This window comes from Ferdinandcohnia salidurans, from assembly GCF_042680725.1.
Classification (GTDB): domain Bacteria; phylum Bacillota; class Bacilli; order Bacillales; family Bacillaceae_L; genus Ferdinandcohnia; species Ferdinandcohnia salidurans.
Genome location: NZ_JBHUEK010000033.1, coordinates 36,475 through 57,512 on the forward strand (window position 1 = coordinate 36,475; position 21,038 = coordinate 57,512).

Here is a 21,038-nt window from a genome sequence, read left to right on the forward strand (position 1 = left end):
GAGGGCTGTCCCAAGTTGGACGGCCCTTTAATTTATAGAAAAGCACAATAATTTTATGATAAGAGGGGAAAAGTAAGGTAAAAATAACAAAGCATTAAGTGGTATAGACAACTAGCTTTCACTCGAGATATAATGAATGAGATAAAACATAAAAGGAGTCCTTGACATGTTTATTACAAACCTAACGATATACGCAGAAGACGGAATCATCGAAAAAGGGTTTATTGAAATCGATGGAGACAAGATTAAGAGAGTAGCACCAATGGCTGATTTTCAAGCAAGTGATAATGACGAAGTGATTAACTTCGATGAATCTTACTCATTAATTCCAGGTATGATTGATTTACATATTCACGGGGCAAGCGGGGCAGATGTGATGGACGCAACCAGTGATGCATTAGAAACAATGGTAACAACATTACCTAAGGAAGGTACAACAAGCTTTCTTGCAACAACGATGACGAAGTCGAAGCAAGATATTGAACAGGCAATCGGCAATATTGCTGATTTTATACCGAAACAAAACACGGGTCATGCAGAAATTTTAGGAGCACATCTAGAGGGTCCATTTTTATCTCCAAAAAGAGCGGGGGCACAGCACCCAGATAATATTATTAACCCCGATGTGGAACTGTTCAAACAATGGCAAACCTTATCAGGCAACAATATAAGGCTTGTTACATTGGCACCAGAAGAACCAGGTGGACTGGAGTTAACAGCCCATTTGAAAAATACAGGTGTTGTTGCTTCTATTGGTCATTCTGATGCTGTATACGATGAGGTTGAAGAAGCGATAGAAGCAGGAGTTTCGCACGCTACCCATTTATTCAACGGGATGCGTGGAATCCATCACCGTGAACCAGGTGTAGCTGGTGCTGTTCTATTACATGATGAAGTAAAATGTGAAATGATCGTAGATGGGATTCATATAGCGCCAAAAATGGTGAAGTTTGCCTATAAAGTTAAAGGGAGTGAAGGCTCCATTCTTGTAACCGATGCTATGCGCGCAAAATGCCTTGGTGCAGGTACGTATGACCTAGGGGGGCAAGAGGTAATCGTAAATGGCGAACGTGCCGTATTAAAAGATGGAACCTTAGCGGGAAGTATCTTAAAATTGAATGATGCAGTTCGAAACATGATGAAATTTGCAGATTGCTCTCTGCAAGATATTACACAAATGACTGCTGTGAACCCAGCGAAGCAAATTAATGTGTTTGATCGAAAAGGAAGTATTAAGGCTGGTAAGGATGCAGATGTTGTGATCGTGAATGATCAATTAGAGGTAATCATGACTTTTTGTCGTGGTAAACTTGCGTATTCAAATAGGGAGGGATAATAGATGAAAGTTGTAGCAGTTAAGAATTTTGATGAAATGAGCCAATACGCTGCGGCTATAATTTCACATCAAGTAAAAGAAAAACCAAACTCGGTATTAGGTCTTGCGACTGGGGGTACCGTAGTTGGAACGTATAAAGAGTTAATTAAGGACCATGAGCAAAATAAGACATCCTATGAGAATATTCATACCGTCAACCTCGATGAATATTTAGGGATTGAAAAGAACCATCCTAATAGTTATCACCATTTTATGATGGAAAACCTTTTTTCACAAATAAATATTAATCAAGACAATATTCATATTCCTAACGGGCTATCAAAGGATTACGAACAAGAAAGCAAGGCGTATGAAAAGGTGATTTCAGATTTAGGTGGGGTCGATCTTCAATTGCTTGGAATTGGGGTTAATGGTCATATTGGGTTTAATGAACCTGGAACACCTTTCAATTCAGAAACACATGTTGTAGAGCTTGAAGAATCAACACGCCAAGCAAATTTACGATTTTTTAATAGCATTGATGAAGTACCAACACATGCAATTACAATGGGAATTTCCATGATAATGAAAAGTAAGAAAGTTCTTTTACTCGTATCAGGAAAAACAAAAGCAGAGATTCTCGAAAAGGTAATCAATGAGGGAATTACTGAAACGATTCCTGCAACTGTTCTCAAGAATCACCCTGACGTAACGATTATTGCGGACGAAGAGGCGCTTTCATTGGTGGATGATGAAGTGAAGAGGGGCTTTGCTCATGATAAAGAAGAATTCACCCGTACCTATTTACTTTCAGATTGAGCAACATATTCGTGAAAAAATCGATAAAAAAGAGCTTAAGCCTGGTGAAATGATCCCATCTGAAAGAGAATTTGCGGAGAAGTACCAAATTAGTCGAATGACTGTACGACAAGCCATCACTAATCTTGTAAATGAAGGTTACCTACAAAGGGAACGAGGAAAAGGGACCTTTGTAGCAGTTAAGAAATTTGAAAAGAATGTACGTGGATTAACGAGCTTCTCTGAGGATATGCGCTCTAGAGGGCTCGAGCCAGGAACACAAGTGTTAGATTTTATAATAATTGAAGCAGATTCACTAATTGCCTCTAAACTACAGATAGAAGAAGGGGCTAAGGTCTACCAAATAGAACGTTTGCGACTAGCCGACCAGCAGCCGATTGCGTTTGAGGTTTTTTACATGTCAGAAGATCTAGTACCCGGCTTAACAAGTGAAGTGGCAGGGCACTCTATCTATCGATATGTAGAGAGTGAAATTGGGTTACATCTTACTTCTGGGGTTCAGGAGCTAGAAGCAACCACAGCTCACAAACGGGAGGCTTCTGCTTTAGGCATAAAGGTAGGAGCACCTGTTCTTTACATTCAGCAAATTACATACCTAGAAGGTCAACAGCCGCTCGAATTTGTAAAATCCTATTATAGAGCTGACCGATATAAATACAAAGTTGAAATGGTTCGAACATAAATTAGGAGGTAACATCATGAAACGTTTATTAGATTGCACAGCCTCAGACTTCAAAAAAATGAACGGCCAGGACTTAAAGCAAGCCATAAAAGCTTCAGAGGGAAGAACCATTTTATCCGAAGTGATTGGTTCCTTCCAACCCATGTATCCAGCAGTAACGAACGCAGAAATGGCATCGGCATTTGGTGCTGATTTGTTAATCTTTAATTATTTTGATGTGTTTTCTCCTTTTGTAGAAGGTTTTCAAGCACAAGAGGGCGAATCGATTGTCGAGAAATTAAAGGAGTTAACAGGCAGACCCATTGGATTGAATTTAGAGCCAGTTGATCCAAATGCAATGCAACTTGAAACGTTAAGCCAGCTTCCGAAAGGACGTTTGGCGACAGAAGAATCCTTGAGTGAAGCAAAAAAGCTTGGCTTCGATTTTGTTTGTTTAACGGGTAATCCGAAAACCGGTGTTACAAATAGTGAAATTGTCGTTGCCATCAAGAAGGCTCGTGAAGTATTTGGAAGTGAGGGCCTTATCATCGCTGGCAAAATGCATGGTGCAGGTGTTTCCAATGAATCAGGAAGCGAAATCATATCAGAGACAGCTTTAGAAAGTTTTATTGAAGCAGGAGCAGACGTCATCTTAATGCCAGCACCTGGGACGGTTCCGGGAATTACGCTTGAAGCAACTGAGAAAAATGTCCGTTTTGTTCATGCAAAGGGAGCGATGGTAATGCTGACAATCGGTACAAGCCAAGAGGGCGCAGATGAAGCAACTATCCGTCAAATTGCATTAAATAGTAAAATGGCAGGTGCGGATATTTACCATATTGGAGATGCTGGGTATCATGGAATTGCTGTCCCAGAAAACATTATGACCTATTCAATTGCTATTCGCGGAAAACGTCATACATATATAAGAATGGCAGCTTCTGTTAATCGATAAAGTGAAACTTCAATCAGTGGGGGGGTTCTTCATCCCGCGCTGATTGTTAGTTGAACCAATCGGGCTTTTACGGGCAGTGATTATGGAGAAATTTCTTTATATAATTGTTTTATATTAAGGATTTATATTGTGGAGCATACTGCCCGTTAATGCGGGATAAAAAGGAGATGAGGTTCCAAATACATGACCGTATTTGACCTCATCTCCTTTTTTTGTGTCTTCTTTTACGAACTCTCATAATTTGCAATAAAATAAAACCAATCACAGCCCCAACTGTATTTAGAATAATATCATCTACATCGAAACTACCGAGCATACTAAAAAGCTGTAGAACCTCAAGAGATGTGATCCCGATGACAAAAGCGAAGATAAATAAAAAGAAATTTGAAAGCTTTGGAAAAAGAATCGGCAACACGATGCCAAATGGTATAAAAACACCTATATTTCCAGCAATATTAATGATCCAAATGTGAAAAGGAAAATGATCATAATACGTAAAGTAATTTTTGATTGTTGAAAAGGGTGTGAGATTATACCTGAATTCCGCCCCTTCTGCTCGGGAAAATGCAAAAAACATCCAATATACAAGAAATAATGAATAAGTGATAAACACTGTACCAGCCAAAAACCGTTTCATTGCGTGCCCCAATTGAATAAAACTCCAATCTTATCAAATGCGCCTTGGCGTATTTGCGCCCGATTTTTAGGCCTACAGGAAGTAGGTCATAAAGACGTTGCCACAGGAAGTGGCGTATTTAGTCTTTGATCTTACTACTCGAAAAATTACCTTTTAAAAATCGTGGCATCCGCCGGAGGCTTTAACTTTATTCAGTCGGGGTTTAAACCGTGACTAATTAAAGTTAAACTATTACCTAATCTACAATAACGCAAAAAGAGGACGATGTCACACAGGTTTTTCGTTTCTATTCTTTTTCGCTTATAATAGGATTAACTTATGAAAAGGATGTTGGAAAATGGATACGATTACAGTACTTCAAATAGGTTTAGGAATTATCTTCATTATTTTAGTTTACGATACCTTTAGACCAGTAAAGGACCTCAAACAATTATCGGAAGCTGATTTTAAAGAAAAAATGAAAAAGTCAAAGGATATTGCAATCATTGATGTGAGAAACCCTTATGAATACCAAACAAATCATATTAAAGGTGCCATTAATCTCCCATTATCTAAAATTAAACGAAAGAAAGTGGAGGTTCCAACCGATAAAGACATTGTTTTATATTGCCAAACGGGAATACGTAGTAAACAAGCAGCCAAGGTCTTAAGAAGAAGACATAAGAACCTGCCTCTTGCACATATCAAAGGCGGCCTCTATAGCTTGAAAACAAAAGCAACACCAGGGGAGAGGAAAAAGTAACATTGGGGTCAAACCGTACCAAAAAACCATCACGTTTGACTGTACGGTTTATTATACATATAATAGAAGAGTAGAAGACTGATAGAAGGGGTGAAGCCGTTGGGAAGTTATACCGAATTGGAGAATTAGCAAAAGAAGCAAATGTATCAAAGCGTACGATTGATTATTACACACAACTTGGTATTTTAACGCCTGAACGCTCAGACTCTAACTATCGATTCTATGGTGATGAAGCTGTGGAAACTCTCCATCTTGTAGCACAGTATAAGGAGTTAAACATTCCTTTACTTGAAATCAAGGAAAAGGTAGAGCTATTTAAAACAAGTCGTGTAGAGCAAGAGAAAGTCTTGAGATACACACAGGATTTATCAAAGCGAATGGAATACCTAGAAACGGAACTTAAAGAAATAAAGCCGATGCTTGAGGGATTATCCGCAGAGCAACAAAAGTCGGTATTGAATAAGATGTCTTCACAAAGCATGGCACTTGCAAAATTAATTATGGTTCTGTTTACTTGAGTTAAAGAATCATATAGTTATGAAACTTACAGAATAAAAATTCATTCTAAGAGAATAAAAAATCATTGTCATAAATACTTTATATAAACAACAATTCTTGTAATGTACTTGCAAGAATTGAAAAACTAAAAACTTACCTATTTAGGAGGTGTAATCCTTACTCGCCTCTCGCGTGTAAGGAAACTATTTGGAGATATTTAATTTGGTCATGGTTGCAATTTTGATTGCGTTAACTGCCTTTTTCGTAGCGTCGGAGTTTGCGATTGTAAAAGTAAGAAGCACTCGCATCGACCAGCTCGTAGCAGAAGGGAGGAAAAGCGCAACTGCTGCTAAGACTGTCATCTCAAACCTGGATGAATACCTGTCTGCATGTCAATTAGGTATTACAGTAACAGCTCTAGGACTTGGTTTTCTTGGAGAATCAACTGTGGAGGCTTTACTTCATCCATTATTCGGTATTTTAAATATACCGGATTCGTTTTCATCTGTTTTATCAATCGCATTGGCCTTCTTGACCATTACCTTTTTACATGTAGTTGTAGGGGAACTCGCACCTAAAACAATTGCGATTCAAAAAGCAGAAAGAATTACCTTGTTCTTTGCTAGACCATTAATCTTTTTCTATAAATTGATGTTTCCGTTCATTTGGGTATTAAACGGCTCTGCTCGTTTGTTAACTGGATTATTCGGCTTTAAAAGAATTTCAGAACACGACATTGCCCATACCGAAGAGGAATTGAGACTTATTTTGTCTGAAAGTTATAAAAATGGTGAAATTAACCAGTCTGAATATAAATATGTGAATAATATCTTTGAATTTGATGATCGTGTAGCAAAAGAAGTCATGGTACCTCGTACCGAAATCATCGCGCTTGAAAACGACAAATCAGTCCAAGAAATTTTAACGATTATGACGAGTGAAAAGTACACACGTTATCCAGTCGTTGACGGGGATAAGGACCATATCATTGGATTGGTTAACCTAAAGGAACTTCTCACCGATGTTGTGACAGGTACAGGTGCAGATGGAAAAACAATTGAGGATTATACGAGACCGATTATCCATGTGATCGAATCAATTCCCATTCAAGAGTTATTAGCGAAAATGCAAAGAGAACGCGTACACATGGCGATTTTAATAGATGAATATGGCGGAACTTCAGGTTTGGTTACGGTTGAAGATATCATCGAAGAAATAGTTGGGGAAATCCGTGATGAATTCGATACAGATGAAAAACCAGCCGTTCAAAAAATCAACGATACGACTACCATTGTAGATGGTAAGGTCTTAATCGGTGAAGTTAATGATTTGTTCGGATTAAAAATTGATGATACAGATGTAGATACGATTAGTGGTTGGATCTTAACAGAGCAAATTGATATCCACCCTGGTGACAAAATTCCGTTCGGGGATTATGAATTTAGAATTATCGAAATGGATGGTCACCATATCAAATCACTCGAAATCAAAAAAATAATCCAACAAGAACATGTCTACACCATTGGCCAAAGCGCCAGCGCATTAGAATAGATGCAAAAGCCTTGACGATTTTTTCGTCAAGGCTTTTTATGTAGGGCATTTTGGGTAAAATGCGATTTTTCTGGTTAAAGCGCAATTATGTGGAATAACGAGCAAATCCGCCGGCTAAAGCGTAATTAATCAAAATAACACGCAAATCTGCTTGATTAACGCGCAATTACCGATAAAAAAGCGCAATTCCACACACAACAGATTCTAAAAATTAGGTTCAAGCCTAGACAGACACATTTCTAGACACATGTAATAAATTATAGAAATGTTATGTAATTGTTATATAATATAAAAGCGTTAATGTTAAAATAAAGGGTATACGAATTTTTAGGAGGAAGCTTAATGAAGGTAAAACTAGGCTTGCTATACGGAGGGAAATCAGCTGAGCATAAGGTTTCCTTACAAACCGCATTAGCTGTAATCAAAGCATTAGATCACTCAAAATATGATATTCATCCCATTTATATATCAGAACAAGGCGAATGGATTCGTGGGAATCAATTGACAGGTCCAGTTGATGACGTGAAGAAATTAGTATTAAAAGAGGCCGGAACACCAATTTCACCTGTTTCGCTAAACGCAGAACTTTTTCCTGCTCAGCAATCAGTTCAGAATGAATCAATCGATGTCGTATTTCCATTGTTACATGGACCAAATGGAGAGGACGGAACGGTTCAGGGTCTGCTTGAGCTTGTGAATATCCCATACGTGGGCAATGGTGTACTTGCTTCATCAGCAGGTATGGATAAAGTAATTATGAAAAACATCTTTGGCCAAGCTGGACTGCTTCAAGCAAAATATGCTTCATATGTTCGTAGCGAATGGAAGCAAAATCCAGAAGAAGCGTACGCTAAAGTTGAAGAAGAACTTGGCTATCCTTGCTTTGTAAAACCAGCAAACCTTGGTTCGAGCGTTGGTATTAGCAAAGCAACAAACCGTGAGAGTCTTGAAAAAGCGTTTGAAGAAGCTTTCATGTTTGATCGTAAAGTCATTATTGAAGAGGCAATCATTGGACGTGAAATTGAAATCGGTGTACTTGGAAACGACAATCCGAGCTGTTCAGTTGTTGGAGAAATCGTACCAAAGAAAGATTTTTACGACTATAAAGCAAAATATGAAGATGGCGATACAGCTCTCATCATTCCAGCTGATATTACAGATGAGCAATATGAAAATGTCAAAACAGAGGCAGTTAAAGCGTTCAAAGCACTTGATTGCTCAGGATTAGTTAGAGCGGACTTCTTCCTAACGAATGAAGGAAAAGTCATCATTAATGAAGTAAATACGATGCCTGGATTTACACCATTCAGTATGTTCCCGTTACTTTGGCAGGAGGCTGGTGTGAGCTATCCAGAACTTATTGAAAAATTAGTCGAGCTTGCAATCGAGCGCCATAACGAAAAACAAACGATTAAATACACCATCTAAAAAACTTTATTCAATACAAATCTCACTCTTTTGGGTGGAATGAATGTAATTAAGATATACAATTTAGTAAGGGCTGAGACCTAGATTGAATAAAGTTAAGCCTCCGGCGGATGCCACGATTTTTCAAAGGAAAGTTTTCGAGCAAGCTCGAAAAAATCGGGCGCAAATACGCCAAGGCGCATTTGATTAAAAAACACTATTCTTCCTTCTGAATAGTGTTTCTTTATGAAAGGAGAGAAACTCATGATAAAAAAGACGTTGGCCCAAATCGCACAGATGGCAAACGGTGAAAAGCTTGATCCACAATTCCAAAATGTCGTGATTGAAGGTGTATCCATTGACACAAGAACAATCTCACCTGGAAATCTGTACATACCAATCATTGGCGAAACCTTTAATGGCCATCAATTTGTGGAGTCGGCGATTGATAATGGTGCAGCAGCGGTACTTTGGGGTAGTGACCAGCCAAATCCACCACAGCAAATTCCTGTTATTTTTGTAAAGGACACATTAGAAGCTCTTCAAACTCTATCAAAAAACTATCGTGATGAGCTCTCGATAAAAGTCGTCGGGATTACAGGAAGCAATGGAAAAACAACAACAAAAGATATGGTCACCGCTGTTTTATCAAGGAATCTGCGTGTTCAAAAAACAGAAGGAAATTTCAATAATCATATCGGCTTGCCTTTAACTCTTTTACGATTAAAAGAAGATACGGAAGTTGCTGTACTCGAAATGGGAATGAGCGCTTTTGGCGAAATTGAATTCCTTACATTATTAGCACGACCTGATGTGGCAGTTATAACGAATATTGGTGAATCTCATATGATGGATCTCGGTTCTCGTGAAGGAATTGCCAAGGCGAAGCTTGAAATTGTTGATGGGTTAGCGAAGGACGGCTTGCTTATTTATCATGGAGACGAACCACTTTTAACAGAACGGGTTAAAGCAATGGATATCCATACGACAACCTTTGGTGAGTCAACGAAAAATGATCTGTATCCATTAAGCATTAAACAAGAAAATGAGGGTACCTATTTTTCCATTAATGAGCAAGAAAACAAAGAATTTTATGTGCCGGTTTTAGGTAAACATAATGTTAATAATGCAATGGCTGCAATTGAAGTTGCTCGTCATTTCGGATTATCCTGGGACCAAATCGAAAGTGGCTTGCAACAAATAAAGATTACGAATATGAGGCTTGAGCTAATTGAGGGAGTCAACGGGACAAAACTAATTAATGATGCTTACAATGCAAGCCCACTATCCATGAAAGCAGCCATCAGCCTCATTCATGATTTAAAGACTTCTGGTAAAAAAATAGTTGTATTGGGTGACATGTTAGAGCTTGGTGACAAAGAAAATGAATACCACGAAGAAGTGGGGCGCTTCATTCAGCCTGACAAGGTTGATTATGTATTCACATACGGTACGTTAGGTGAGCATATCGCCAATGGGGCAAAAGAACAGTTTCCCGAAGAACGTGTTTCCGCGTTCCAAGACAAGGTAAAACTAATAGAAGCATTACGAAACCTATTATCAGAAGGGGATATTCTTTTAGTAAAAGGTTCAAGAGGGATGAAGCTCGAAGAAGTTATTTTTGCCTTCAAAAAATAAGAAAAAGCTCGGCGTGCATCTGCCGAGCTTTTCTAGTTTATAAATGGTAGTATAATTAGAATAGTCAGTAAGATTCCTAAGGAGTATGATAATAATTCTTTCATAAAATCTGAGTTTTCATTGAATAGCTTGTCCATTTAAAACCCTCCCAAATATGTTTCTTACTTATTAGTACGTTTGAAAACGATAAATGTTACAGAAATATTACAATTATTTCAAAAATACTTTTTTACTTTATTCATCCTCTGATTGAATAAAGTAAAAAAGCCCCGGCGGATGCCACGATTTTTCAGAGGTAATTTTTCGAGCAGTAAGTTCAAAGACTAAGAACGCCACGTCCTGTGGCAACGTCTTTATGACCCACTTCCTGTGGGCCTAAAAATCGGGCGCAAATACGCCAAGGCGCATTTGAATGAAAGGAGTAATTTTGATGATTGGCTGTTTGTTCATACATGGTTTTACTGGGGCTCCATATGAAGTTGAGCCACTTGCAGAGCATATCCGCCATTCAACAGATTGGGTCGTCCGAACACCAACCTTGCCCGGTCATGGCGAGACCTTGAATTTAAAAGGAACCCATTACTCAGAATGGATTGAATATGCCGAAAAAGAACTAGTTGAGCTTCTTCATACTTGTGATCAGGTTTTTGTCATCGGTTTTTCGATGGGAGGAATTATCGCTGGTTACTTAGCAACGCGTTTTCCAATTCAAAAACTCGTCTTACTTAGTGCTGCTGCTTACTATATCAACCCAAAGCAACTCGTTTCTGATATAAAACTTATGCTTCGTGATGGTCTAAACAAAAATCTTCATAAAAACGAACTCTATTTACGATATAAGAAGAAAATCGTGGACACTCCTCTGTCCGCAACAATTGAATTTCGAAAGCTTGTGCGAAAGATTAGGCCATTGCTAAACCGAATCAATGTACCTACCTTAATTGTGCAAGGCGAATGTGATGGGATTGTTCCAGTTAAAAGTGCACATTACTTAAATCAAGTCATCTCATCTACACAAAAAAGACTCCTTTTTTTACCATGTGCAAAGCATCATGTTTGTTATGGAGGGGACCAGGAAACACTATTTAAAGAGGTAGATTCATTCTTACATGAAACAACAAAAGAATGTATATACTAATCATTGAAAATTCAGCTTTATTGCATTTATAAAGGGGTAGTGGTAAGATTACAACTACAGTGTTAAAAAGGGCAAAGCTTGTTAATTAATTGGTAACACCCTTTTATTAACTTTTTGGACGTGAACCCTGAGGGCATTACTTCCGTTATTTCACGGAAAATGTCCTTTTTTTAAGCAGAATTAGATTCTGATCTACTATAAATACTAGGCAGTTGCCTACCTACCGCGCACTTATCTTCATGTGTAGGTTTTGCGATCATGATGCAGCCTATTGTTGTATCCAGCTTAAAATCGTATTATTCGAGGCGAAAAGCCCAGTGTCTATACAGATTTCCCGTCTAAATAGTCAATTTTGTCATTGTACAAATAGATTAGCAAAAAGGAGTATGAAAAAATTGGCAGTATTTAACGAACTAGGGATTAGTCAAGACCTAATGAAATCAATTAGTAAAATGGGGTTTGAAGAGGCAACTCCGATTCAAGCACAAACGATTCCATTAGCATTAAAAGGGCATGACGTAATTGGTCAAGCTCAAACAGGAACAGGAAAAACAGCAGCATTTGGAATTCCTCTTATCGAGAATGTCGATGTAAAAGACGACAACATCCAAGGAATTGTCATTGCACCAACTCGTGAACTTGCGATTCAGGTATCAGAAGAACTTCATAAAATCGGGCACTTCAACCGCGTTCGAATTTTACCAATCTATGGTGGACAGGACATCTCCCGCCAAATTCGTTCACTTAAGAAACACCCTCATATCATTGTTGGTACACCGGGACGTGTGATTGACCATATTAATCGTAAAACGCTTAAGCTTCAAAATGTAAAAACGGTTGTCCTAGATGAAGCAGATGAAATGTTAAACATGGGCTTTATTGAGGATATTGAGGCAATTTTAAAAGGTGTTCCCGATGAACGTCAAACTTTGCTTTTCTCTGCAACGATGCCAGGTCCTATCCAACGCATTGCTGAACGTTTCATGAAAGACCCACAAATTGTGAAAGTAAAAGCGAAAGAAGTAACAGTACCAAATATTCAACAATATTACCTAGAAGTACAAGAAAAGAAAAAGTTCGATGTCCTAACACGTTTATTAGATATCCAATCACCAGAATTAGCGATTATCTTTGGACGTACGAAGCGTCGTGTTGATGAACTTTCAGAAGCATTAACTTTAAGAGGTTATGCGGCAGAGGGAATCCATGGTGACCTAAGTCAGGCTAAACGTATTTCTGTTTTACGTAAATTTAAAGAAGGATCTATCGAAGTACTAGTTGCGACAGATGTTGCAGCACGTGGACTAGATATTTCCGGTGTTACACATGTATATAATTTTGATATTCCACAAGATCCTGAAAGCTATGTACACCGAATTGGACGTACAGGTAGAGCAGGAAAACATGGTATGGCGATGACTTTCGTAACACCTCGAGAAATCGGCCAACTTAAAAACGTGGAAAATACCACAAAACGTAAAATGGACAAAATGAAGCCACCTACATTGGATGAGGCTTTAGAAGGTCAACAAAAGATCACGATGGAAAAAATCGTATCTACGATTGAGGCCAATAATTTATCATATTATACTCGTATCGCAGAAGAGCTTTTAGAAGAGCATGATTCAGTTTCTGTTGTTGCAGCTGCAATTAAGTTAATGACTAAAGAGCCAGATGCAACTCCAATTAAACTAACTGAGGAAGCACCTCTTCGCGTAAAGAGAGACAACCGAGATAATAACCGCGGTGGTGGACGTGACCGTGGGCGTTATAAAGGTAGTCGCGACCGCGGTCGTGGAAATGGTGGACGACAAGGTTCAGGTGGTCGTCAAGGGTCAGGCGGAAATCGTTACTCTTCAAGTAGCAATCGTCGCGGCAACTTCCGTAAAAACGAAGAATAATTTTATCAAACCAAAAAAAGGCGTGTAAACTGACACCAGTTTACACGCCTTTTTTGTATGTGAGAATGATGAACGATTTAGAGTAGATGAAGGGGAAAACGCTAGAGAATCTTGTCGAAATCCTCTTCATAGAGTAGATGAAGGGGAAAAGCGGTAGAAAATCTGGTTGAAATCCTCTTCATAGAGTAGATGAAGGGGAAAAGCGGTAGAGATTCTGGTCGAAATCCTCTTCATAACGTAGATGAAGGGGAAAAGCGATAGAGAACCTGGTTGATATCCTCTTCATAGCTTAGATGAAGGGGAAAAGCGATAGAGAATCTGGTCGAAATCCTCTTCATAACGTAGATGAAGGGGGAAAGTGTAAGAGAATCTGGCTGAAATCCCCTTCATTGCGATATATGAAGAGGAAAAGTAGAAAAAATTCTATTCGAAATCCTCTTCATACCCTCCAGAATGTACTCGTATATCAATTAGTCAAGTTATTACTGGAGTGTCACACTAAAAGCACTGTTTTTCTTATGTCAAATTTTCTCAAAATCATTTATACTGAAAAGGTTGGCAAGAATAATATTCCAATTGAGAAGGGTTTGTTGGATTATGAGGGACATCCCAAAAAATCGGATTAGTACACGTGCCTTAACAGTATGGAAAACATCTGCAATCATTTCGTCTATGATTGGTTGGACTTTAGCCATAACTGTCTTAGTCCTTACGATTATTTTTGATTGGACGTACTGGGTTTTAACAGGCCTACTCATCCTTTGCATTATTGAATCAATATTAACGATTTTCATTTTACCGAAGCTAAAGTGGAAGCGTTGGAGATATGAGGTGCATGAACATGAAATTGACCTCCAACGTGGTGTTTTCATTGTGAAAAGAACAATTATTCCAATGAACCGCGTTCAACACGTAGATACCCAGCAAGGACCGTTGTTGCGTAAACATCATTTAGCTACTGTTACCATTTCGACAGCGGCAACAGTTCATGAAATACCAGCACTTGATTTGGAGGAAGCAGACCAGTTGCGTGACTCAATCTCAAGATTAGCAAGGGTGGATGAAGATGATGTTTGAATCACGCCGAATGCATCCGGTTGCTGGCATTTTAAGTTTCTTAAAGCAGCTTAAGGAAATGATACTTCCTTTAATATTCCTCTTTTTTGTGGGGCCGGGCGATGATTTTGAAAAATATTATATATTAGGTGCTTTTGCTTTTATTCTATTAATGTTGATCTATGGGATCTTGCATTGGTATCGTTACACCTATCGGATTGAAAATGGAGAGTTACGAATTGAATATGGAGTGATTATCCGTAAAAAACGCTATATACCCATAGAGCGAATTCAAACGATAGATGTTTCCGCTGGTATTATTCAACGAATTTTCGGATTGGTAAAACTACAGGTTGAAACAGCCGGTGGGGGCATGCAGGCTGAGGCTGTTCTAACGGCTATTAAAGAAGAAGAAGCCAATCAATTACGTGAAATCTTATCTCGTTCGAAAAAGCATCAGGAAGAAGAAACCGAAACTCAAAAAATGAGATTTACCTATCAAATTACACCAAAGGAACTGCTTGTCCTTGCATCCACCTCAGGGGGAATCGGGATTGTTATTTCCGGTGTACTTGCATTTCTGAGTCAGTTTGCAGAATACTTACCATTTGAAAAACTATATAATACGATTGAAAATTATGTCAGTCTATCGATTTTACTCTATATCTTTGTGTTAATTGCTTTGTTCTTATTGATCGCGTGGTTTGTTGGAATTTTAATTATGACCCTTCGATACGCCAATTTCACAGTCGTAAAACGAGAAGATGAGCTTTTTATAACTAGAGGATTGATTGAAAAAAAGCAGACAACCATTCCGTTAACACGGATACAGGCGATACGTATTGGTGAGAATTTAATCAGGCAGCCTTTAGGCTATGCAACGGTATATATTGAAAGTGCAGGTGGCTCGATTAATAAAGGAGAAGATTTCTCAACCGTGCTATTTCCTTTAGTAAAGAAAGATGCTATTAATCATTTGTTACATCATTTTGTTCCTGACTATCAGATGCAAGAAATTGAAAATTACGCACCTTCCAATGCAAAGTGGAGATATATGTTTAGGGGGATGTTACCTTTTCTAGCACTTGTCCCGGCAATTGTCATGTTGTCTTATGTCTTTAGTTCATGGGGATATCTCAGTTTGCTTCTTTTACCAATTGGGGCAATGCTCGGCTATAGCCGCTATAAAGTAGCTGGCTGGAAGATAGAAGAAGACCAGTTAACATTGCAGTTTCGCTTTTTTAGCAAAGTAACCGTTCTTCATCACAAAAAACGAATCCAATCTTTGGACAAGAAACAATCCCACTTCCAAAGGAAAAAAGAACTTGGATCAGTTAAAACCTTTATTAAATCAGCTGTCGCAGGCAAAGGGTTTGAAGTGAAGGATCTGCAGATTTCCGATTGCTGGATCATTTGGGAATGGTACAGAAAAAGAAACAAGACAATAACAGAAGATATATCGATGAATGATTAAAAAGAGCTAAAGCCATTCCGCTTTAGCTCTTGAATTTTTTAGAGAAAAATTCCGAGAATCACTAAGATGATAATAATCAACCAAATAATGTGCTTGGTAGAAAATTGTCTAGGAATCCTCATTCGTGGTCTGTAAGATGAATTTCCTGCCATGATGACCTGTGGCTGACCTGAGGTTTTCGGTAAAATGAGTGGTGCAACAATAGCGCCAGCAAGGAATCCGAAGATATGGGCGATAATATTGACATTTGTATTTATAAATGTCATGACCAAACCAATAATTAAAATCGTCATGATGAGCTGCGAATTCATTTGATTAATTAAGTCTTTACGGAACAAGACCATATATAAGTAAATACCAAACAATCCAAAGATAGCCCCTGAAGAACCAACATGGGCAAACTCTAGTGGCTCTATGTAAAAGGTTGCTAGGTTTGCAGCTACCCCCGTTAAAAGATAGGCAACGATAAATTTGAATTTACCTAACATGCTTTCTAAAGCAGGCCCAAACAAGACAAGTGAAAATGAATTAAACAACATATGGCCAAACCCACTATGGACAAAAATAGGAGTGACTAATCTCCAATACTCGCCTTCAGAAATTAAGAAATTAAACCCAATCATGTGCTGCATAAGAGTTGTTCCAAATGGAAGAGATAATAAAATCAACAACCAAAGAAAAATATGAATCCCGATTAATATTGATATAATAGGATATAATCGTAAAAATTGACGAAAGCTTTCAGTTCTTATAAACATCTTATAACTCCTTTGTGTAGTTATCTTATCGTACTATATTCTTTAAAAGATGGCGAACATCCTTTAACGGTTTGTACCATCTTATGATTGAAAGCTTTTTTATAGAAGAAAGGATTTTGAAATGATCATTGGAACAGGTATTGATATTGTGGAGCTTGAAAGAATTAAAAAAATTTTACATAGACAGAAAAAGTTCGTAGATCGGATATTAACAAATGCAGAGAAAGAAAAATTTTTTCGTCTTGCTGAGTCCCGCCAGGTTGAGTTTCTTGCAGGTCGGTTTGCCGTAAAGGAAGCATATTCAAAGGCCGTTGGAACTGGAATTGGTGAGAATTTGAGCTTTTTGGATATTGAAGTTTTATCAGATGAAAAGGGTAAGCCAGTCCTTACAAAACCAATGAATCAAAAGGCCCATTTATCCATTACGCACAGTAAAGATTATGCCGTTGCGCAAGTAATTCTTGAAAGCTTGTCAAGCTAGTCTGCATATTACACAACTTTGCCTCATATATTTTTAGTGCGGTAGGTGAGACAAGGTGTATGAATATGATGAACTGTGTGATTTTCACTTAGTTTACATGCTTTAGTAAGTAAGCTGCAAAGTTGAGTTGGAAAGAACACTAGGAAAATAATGGGGTCCTAATACGCACGGAAATGATTCCTTACCTGTTCGTCACATAATACACTTTGTCTCAACCAATAGGCGATAAGAGGCAAAGGGGTTGAAGAGGAAATGAAGAAAAAGGTATTTTTGTTGTTATTAGGGCTACTCATTGCCCTTGTACTCGCAGCATGTGGGGAAAAATCACAGGAAGATGTGGTTAGTGCATTAGATGCAAAGGTCCAAAAAATGACTGGCTATAAGGCAGATGCGAAGATGACGCTTCAAACAGGCAATGATCCACAAGTATACGAAGTGGAAATTTGGCACAAGGAGCCGACATTCTATCGTGTAAACCTTAAGAATGCAGAAAAAGATCAAAGCCAGATGATTTTACGTAATGAAGAAGGCGTATTTGTTCTGACACCTGCTCTTAACAAAAGCTTCCGATTCCAAAGTGACTGGCCTGAAAACAGCAGCCAAGCTTATCTTTTTGAATCTTTAGTACATGATGTTCAGGAAGATCCAGAAGCGAAATTTACAGCTACAAAGGATCAATACATTTTTGAAACAAAAACAAATTACAAAAATAATAATATGCTTCCAAAACAAGAAATTACATTTAGCAAAAAGGACTTAGCTCCAGTATCTGTAAAGGTAATGGACCCTGATCGTAAAGTATTATTGTTAGTTGAATTCACTAAGGTTGAATTTGATGCAAGCTTTGATAAGTCAGCATTTGATGTTGAGAAGAATATGTCTTCTGCCAATATTGGTGAAATCCCAGTTATGGGTGAGGTTGATAAGCAACCACTTGAAGTTCTATATCCTTCAGAGGATGCACTTGCTGGTGTTGAATTAAAAGAAGAAAAGAAAATCGAAACGGAAAACGGAACACGTGTCATTATGACTTTTGGTGGAGAGAAGACCTTCACATTGATCCAAGAAAATGCCCGGGTTGCTGAGGTTGCTACAACGATTTCATTAAGCGGTGAGCCTGTTGACCTTGGATTCACAGTTGGTACTCTTACTGATAAGGCAATTTCATGGACACACAATGGTGCAGAATTTATGATTGCATCAGATGATCTAACTCAAGAAGAGTTAATCTCAGTTGCACGTACAGTACAAGGCAAGGCTGTAAAATAAACTCCGAACCCAGGCCCGAATAATCGGGTCTGTTTTTTTTTGTCTCTAAATATCGACAGCATCCTTTGAGATTTATTTCAGAAACCGAAGGAAGTTGTCGGATGAAGTTGATAGAACGTAGAATTTAACGAACGAAAAAAGTTCTATATATTGAATTTCTACAAATTTTTCTAAAAGACTCTGTTACATTATTTAAGCGAGACATGTCCAAGTGTGGAAGGGGGCTGGGATTGTAAGAAACTTAGGACAAAGTGTACGGAACGCAAAACAGATATTTGGAGGGGTATGAAATTGAAGAAGAAAAAGATTTTTTCCACAGCACTTGCTTTATCACTAAGCGTTGGACTATTAGCAGGTCCAGCCATGTCACCAAACGCTAGCGCATCAGATGTATCCTCAAAACTAGCTTCACAAGGCTCACCAATCGATTTAGGAATCGCAAACGATGAAAAACTCATTGAAATGCTCAAGAAAAATGGCAAAATCGCAAAAGACGCTTCCCCAGCAGAAGCGGAGAAGGTGTTGAAAAAGTTTTTACAGGCAAAAGCAGCGAACTCTGGTCAAACAAAGGACAAGCTACCAAAAGGGCTTGATGCAAATCTTAAATCTGCAAAAAAATCAAATGATAATGGTTTGAAAAACGGAAAGGGGAACAAGCTTGGACAAGCTAAGAAAAATACAGTGGATCCTGTGCAGGAAGAGGACTATGACGGTGAGGTTCGTAGTGATAAGGTTCTAGTCCTTGCCATTGACTTCCCAGACTATAAAAAAAGCTCAATAACAAAAGAAGAAACAGATATGTGGTATGAGGACTATACCCATGATCATTTCCAAAACATGATTTTCGGTGAGGATGGGTATGAAGGACCAAACGGTGAAAATTTAATATCCATGAAGCAGTACTATGATCAACAATCAGGTGGTAGTTATACAGTTGATGGAACTGTAGCAGGTTGGTATACAGCGGATCACCCCGCAGCTTATTATGGTGGGAATTTCCCAACGGAAGATGACAGTGATGCTCGTCCACGTACATTAGTGTATGAAGCATTAACAAAAGCTGGAGCGGACCCAAATGTAGACTTAAGTGAATACGATGTTTGGGATCGTGACGATTATGACGAAGACGGTGTATATAATGAGCCAGACGGAATTATTGACCATCTTATGGTTATCCATGCAGGTGTAGGTGAAGAAGCAGGCGGTGGTTCTCTTGGTGGGGATGCAATCTGGTCACACCGTTGGAACCTTGGTGATCTAGTTGCAGTACCAGGTGGAACTTCAAATAGTGACCGTTTTGGTGGGCTTTTAGGTGCCTACGATTATACGATTGAACCTGAAGACGGAGCTGCAGGTGTTTTCATCCATGAATTTGGTCATGATCTAGGTCTTCCGGATGAATATGACACTGTATATAGTGGAGCTGGTGAGGCTGTTGCCTACTGGTCAGTAATGGCTAGTGGAAGCTGGGCTGGAGATATTCCTGGAACAGAACCACCAGGTATGAGTGCATATGCAAAAGAAAAGCTTCAAGCATGGCATGGTGGTAACTGGTTAAGTGGGACAACAATTCATGCCAATGATATCACTGGTGATGGTACGACTGTCCTTCTAGATGAGGGTGTAACAAAAGGTACCAATCATGATGCCGTACGTATTGATTTGCCAGGAAAGTTGAATGTACTAAATTCACCTGCTGATGGATCATATGAGTATTACGGTGGTAAAGGAGACGAAGTAGACCATAAAATGGTGACAAAGGTTGACTTGACAGGGGCTTCAAGTGCAACCCTTGACTTTGATGCTTGGTATAATATCGAACAAGATTGGGATTATGCTATGGTTCAAGTTTCAACTGATGGAGGAGGCACTTGGACATCGCTGTCAAGCGACCGAACATCAACAACTCTTGATCCTAATGGTTATCCAGCAATTAGTGAAAACCTACCAGGTTATACTGGTTCTAGTAATGGTTGGGTCCATGAAACGATTGATTTAAGCGATTATGCTGGTGAAGAAATCCAACTACAATTCCGTTCAATGACAGATTGGGCAACAAACCTTGATGGTTTCTTTGCGGATAATGTAACAGTAACGGCGGACGGAACTACAGTGTTCACTGATGGAGCAGAAGGAGAACCACAATTTGCATTAGATGGCTTTGAAAAACATGATGGGAAATATGAAACAAACCATTACTATTTACTAGAATGGAGATCCCATAATGGAGTCGATGAAGGCTTAAAGAACATCCGCCGTGGAGAGAGCCTAATGTCATATGACCCAGGTCTAGTGGTTTGGTATGTCGATGAAAGCTATGACAATAACTGGACTGGGGCACATCCGGGTGATGGTTTCTTAGGAGTTGTCGATGCGGATCAGCACGCCGTAAGTTGGAATGACAAAGCTGTTGGATCTTCGCGTTATCAGCTCCATGATGCTGCATTCAGCTTAGATAAATCAGAAAAAATGTTCTTAGATTACCCAGGTCAATTTACAATGAAAGACAACTTCACACAACGCACACCTTTATTTGATGATAGTGCTGACTATAGTAACCCAGGCTTAGTCGATGCAGGACGTAACATTCCTGAGTACGGCCTGAAATTCCGTGTTGTTGGCCAAAGTGCTGATGGCACAGTAGGTAAGGTGTTAATTTTTAAATAAAAATATTTTTAGACCCCTTTGACCACCCAAAGGGGTCTTTGGCGTGCATTTTAGTTTTTCTTCAACATATT

General features: G+C 38.7%; 18 protein-coding genes. 16 read left to right on the forward strand and 2 right to left on the reverse strand.

Annotation, left to right across the window (positions count from 1 at the left end):
• The first annotated feature begins 166 nt into the window (after window positions 1-166).
• The 4 genes from nagA to ACFSFW_RS22195 are packed head-to-tail and all read left to right on the forward strand — an operon-like array spanning window position 167 to window position 3,750.
• Window positions 167-1,336, forward strand: a complete 1,170-nt coding sequence (gene nagA, locus ACFSFW_RS22180; protein WP_388041483.1) for an N-acetylglucosamine-6-phosphate deacetylase — start codon at window positions 167-169, stop codon at window positions 1,334-1,336.
• Window positions 1,337-1,339: 3 nt separating this feature from the next.
• Entirely contained in the window at window positions 1,340-2,134 is a 795-nt protein-coding gene (nagB, locus tag ACFSFW_RS22185; RefSeq protein ID WP_388041486.1) for a glucosamine-6-phosphate deaminase, read from the forward strand.
• Complete coding sequence (locus ACFSFW_RS22190; RefSeq protein WP_388041489.1) at window positions 2,091-2,816, forward strand: GntR family transcriptional regulator; 726 nt, start codon at window positions 2,091-2,093, stop codon at window positions 2,814-2,816. The genes nagB and ACFSFW_RS22190 overlap by 44 nt, the downstream gene beginning before the upstream one ends.
• Window positions 2,817-2,832: 16 nt before the next feature.
• Window positions 2,833-3,750 (forward strand): DUF7916 family protein, encoded by a 918-nt coding sequence (locus tag ACFSFW_RS22195; RefSeq protein WP_388041492.1) that lies wholly within the window; start codon window positions 2,833-2,835, stop codon window positions 3,748-3,750.
• 199 nt (window positions 3,751-3,949) lie between these two features.
• Here the strand turns inward: ACFSFW_RS22195 and ACFSFW_RS22200 are convergent, their stop codons facing one another.
• Complete coding sequence (locus tag ACFSFW_RS22200; protein ID WP_388041495.1) at window positions 3,950-4,387, reverse strand: VanZ family protein; 438 nt, start codon at window positions 4,385-4,387, stop codon at window positions 3,950-3,952.
• Window positions 4,388-4,724: 337 nt separating this feature from the next.
• On the opposite strand from ACFSFW_RS22200, the gene ACFSFW_RS22205 reads away from it, so the two are divergent.
• The 9 genes from ACFSFW_RS22205 (at window position 4,725) to ACFSFW_RS22245 (ending at window position 15,792) form a co-directional block, all read left to right on the forward strand.
• Window positions 4,725-5,129, forward strand: coding sequence for a rhodanese-like domain-containing protein (locus ACFSFW_RS22205; RefSeq protein ID WP_388041498.1), 405 nt, complete (start codon window positions 4,725-4,727; stop codon window positions 5,127-5,129).
• A 116-nt stretch (window positions 5,130-5,245) separates the two neighbouring features.
• Window positions 5,246-5,647 (forward strand): MerR family transcriptional regulator, encoded by a 402-nt coding sequence (locus tag ACFSFW_RS22210; protein ID WP_304219497.1) that lies wholly within the window; start codon window positions 5,246-5,248, stop codon window positions 5,645-5,647.
• A 208-nt stretch (window positions 5,648-5,855) separates the two neighbouring features.
• Window positions 5,856-7,178, forward strand: coding sequence for a hemolysin family protein (locus tag ACFSFW_RS22215; protein ID WP_388041533.1), 1,323 nt, complete (start codon window positions 5,856-5,858; stop codon window positions 7,176-7,178).
• Between the two features lie 342 nt (window positions 7,179-7,520).
• Window positions 7,521-8,606: a D-alanine--D-alanine ligase gene (locus tag ACFSFW_RS22220; protein WP_388041500.1), complete on the forward strand. Its 1,086-nt coding sequence runs from the start codon at window positions 7,521-7,523 to the stop codon at window positions 8,604-8,606.
• A 243-nt stretch (window positions 8,607-8,849) separates the two neighbouring features.
• Entirely contained in the window at window positions 8,850-10,223 is a 1,374-nt protein-coding gene (locus tag ACFSFW_RS22225) for a UDP-N-acetylmuramoyl-tripeptide--D-alanyl-D-alanine ligase (RefSeq protein ID WP_388041503.1), read from the forward strand.
• A gap of 430 nt (window positions 10,224-10,653) precedes the next feature.
• Complete coding sequence (locus ACFSFW_RS22230; protein WP_304219405.1) at window positions 10,654-11,361, forward strand: alpha/beta hydrolase; 708 nt, start codon at window positions 10,654-10,656, stop codon at window positions 11,359-11,361.
• Window positions 11,362-11,756: 395 nt separating this feature from the next.
• Window positions 11,757-13,262 (forward strand): degradosome RNA helicase CshA, encoded by a 1,506-nt coding sequence (gene cshA, locus ACFSFW_RS22235; protein ID WP_099355755.1) that lies wholly within the window; start codon window positions 11,757-11,759, stop codon window positions 13,260-13,262.
• 597 nt (window positions 13,263-13,859) lie between these two features.
• On the forward strand, window positions 13,860-14,339 hold the full coding sequence (locus ACFSFW_RS22240; protein WP_304219402.1) for a PH domain-containing protein: 480 nt from the start codon (window positions 13,860-13,862) through the stop codon (window positions 14,337-14,339).
• Window positions 14,329-15,792, forward strand: a complete 1,464-nt coding sequence (locus ACFSFW_RS22245; protein ID WP_388041509.1) for a PH domain-containing protein — start codon at window positions 14,329-14,331, stop codon at window positions 15,790-15,792. Before ACFSFW_RS22240 ends, ACFSFW_RS22245 begins: the two co-directional genes overlap by 11 nt.
• Window positions 15,793-15,830: 38 nt before the next feature.
• Here the strand turns inward: ACFSFW_RS22245 and ACFSFW_RS22250 are convergent, their stop codons facing one another.
• The gene (locus ACFSFW_RS22250) at window positions 15,831-16,550 is read right to left on the reverse strand and encodes a rhomboid family intramembrane serine protease (protein WP_388041512.1); all 720 of its coding nucleotides are present in this window, start codon (window positions 16,548-16,550) and stop codon (window positions 15,831-15,833) included.
• Between the two features lie 121 nt (window positions 16,551-16,671).
• Here ACFSFW_RS22250 and acpS point away from each other — a divergent pair, with 121 nt between their 5' ends.
• From acpS to ACFSFW_RS22265, 3 genes are all read left to right on the forward strand, one after another.
• A complete protein-coding gene (gene acpS, locus ACFSFW_RS22255; RefSeq protein WP_304219395.1) occupies window positions 16,672-17,031 on the forward strand; it encodes a holo-ACP synthase in 360 nt (119 codons plus the stop codon).
• 252 nt (window positions 17,032-17,283) lie between these two features.
• Entirely contained in the window at window positions 17,284-18,300 is a 1,017-nt protein-coding gene (locus tag ACFSFW_RS22260; protein WP_099363883.1) for a LolA family protein, read from the forward strand.
• 291 nt (window positions 18,301-18,591) lie between these two features.
• Window positions 18,592-20,967, forward strand: coding sequence for an immune inhibitor A domain-containing protein (locus ACFSFW_RS22265; protein WP_417398466.1), 2,376 nt, complete (start codon window positions 18,592-18,594; stop codon window positions 20,965-20,967).
• The last annotated feature ends 71 nt before the right edge of the window (window positions 20,968-21,038 follow it).

Bases quoted from the DNA above. Each gene is read 5' to 3' on its own strand.
- ACFSFW_RS22205 (WP_388041498.1), top strand. From the start codon at position 4,725: ATGGATACGATTACAGTACTTCAAATAGGTTTAGGAATTATCTTCATT.
- ACFSFW_RS22200 (WP_388041495.1), bottom strand. From the start codon at position 4,387: ATGAAACGGTTTTTGGCTGGTACAGTGTTTATCACTTATTCATTATTT.
- ACFSFW_RS22250 (WP_388041512.1), bottom strand. From the start codon at position 16,550: ATGTTTATAAGAACTGAAAGCTTTCGTCAATTTTTACGATTATATCCT.
- acpS (WP_304219395.1), top strand. From the start codon at position 16,672: ATGATCATTGGAACAGGTATTGATATTGTGGAGCTTGAAAGAATTAAA.
- nagA (WP_388041483.1), top strand. From the start codon at position 167: ATGTTTATTACAAACCTAACGATATACGCAGAAGACGGAATCATCGAA.
- ACFSFW_RS22260 (WP_099363883.1), top strand. From the start codon at position 17,284: ATGAAGAAAAAGGTATTTTTGTTGTTATTAGGGCTACTCATTGCCCTT.
- ACFSFW_RS22245 (WP_388041509.1), top strand. From the start codon at position 14,329: ATGATGTTTGAATCACGCCGAATGCATCCGGTTGCTGGCATTTTAAGT.
- ACFSFW_RS22230 (WP_304219405.1), top strand. From the start codon at position 10,654: ATGATTGGCTGTTTGTTCATACATGGTTTTACTGGGGCTCCATATGAA.
- ACFSFW_RS22190 (WP_388041489.1), top strand. From the start codon at position 2,091: ATGATAAAGAAGAATTCACCCGTACCTATTTACTTTCAGATTGAGCAA.
- ACFSFW_RS22225 (WP_388041503.1), top strand. From the start codon at position 8,850: ATGATAAAAAAGACGTTGGCCCAAATCGCACAGATGGCAAACGGTGAA.
- ACFSFW_RS22240 (WP_304219402.1), top strand. From the start codon at position 13,860: ATGAGGGACATCCCAAAAAATCGGATTAGTACACGTGCCTTAACAGTA.
- ACFSFW_RS22215 (WP_388041533.1), top strand. From the start codon at position 5,856: ATGGTTGCAATTTTGATTGCGTTAACTGCCTTTTTCGTAGCGTCGGAG.
- nagB (WP_388041486.1), top strand. From the start codon at position 1,340: ATGAAAGTTGTAGCAGTTAAGAATTTTGATGAAATGAGCCAATACGCT.
- ACFSFW_RS22220 (WP_388041500.1), top strand. From the start codon at position 7,521: ATGAAGGTAAAACTAGGCTTGCTATACGGAGGGAAATCAGCTGAGCAT.
- ACFSFW_RS22195 (WP_388041492.1), top strand. From the start codon at position 2,833: ATGAAACGTTTATTAGATTGCACAGCCTCAGACTTCAAAAAAATGAAC.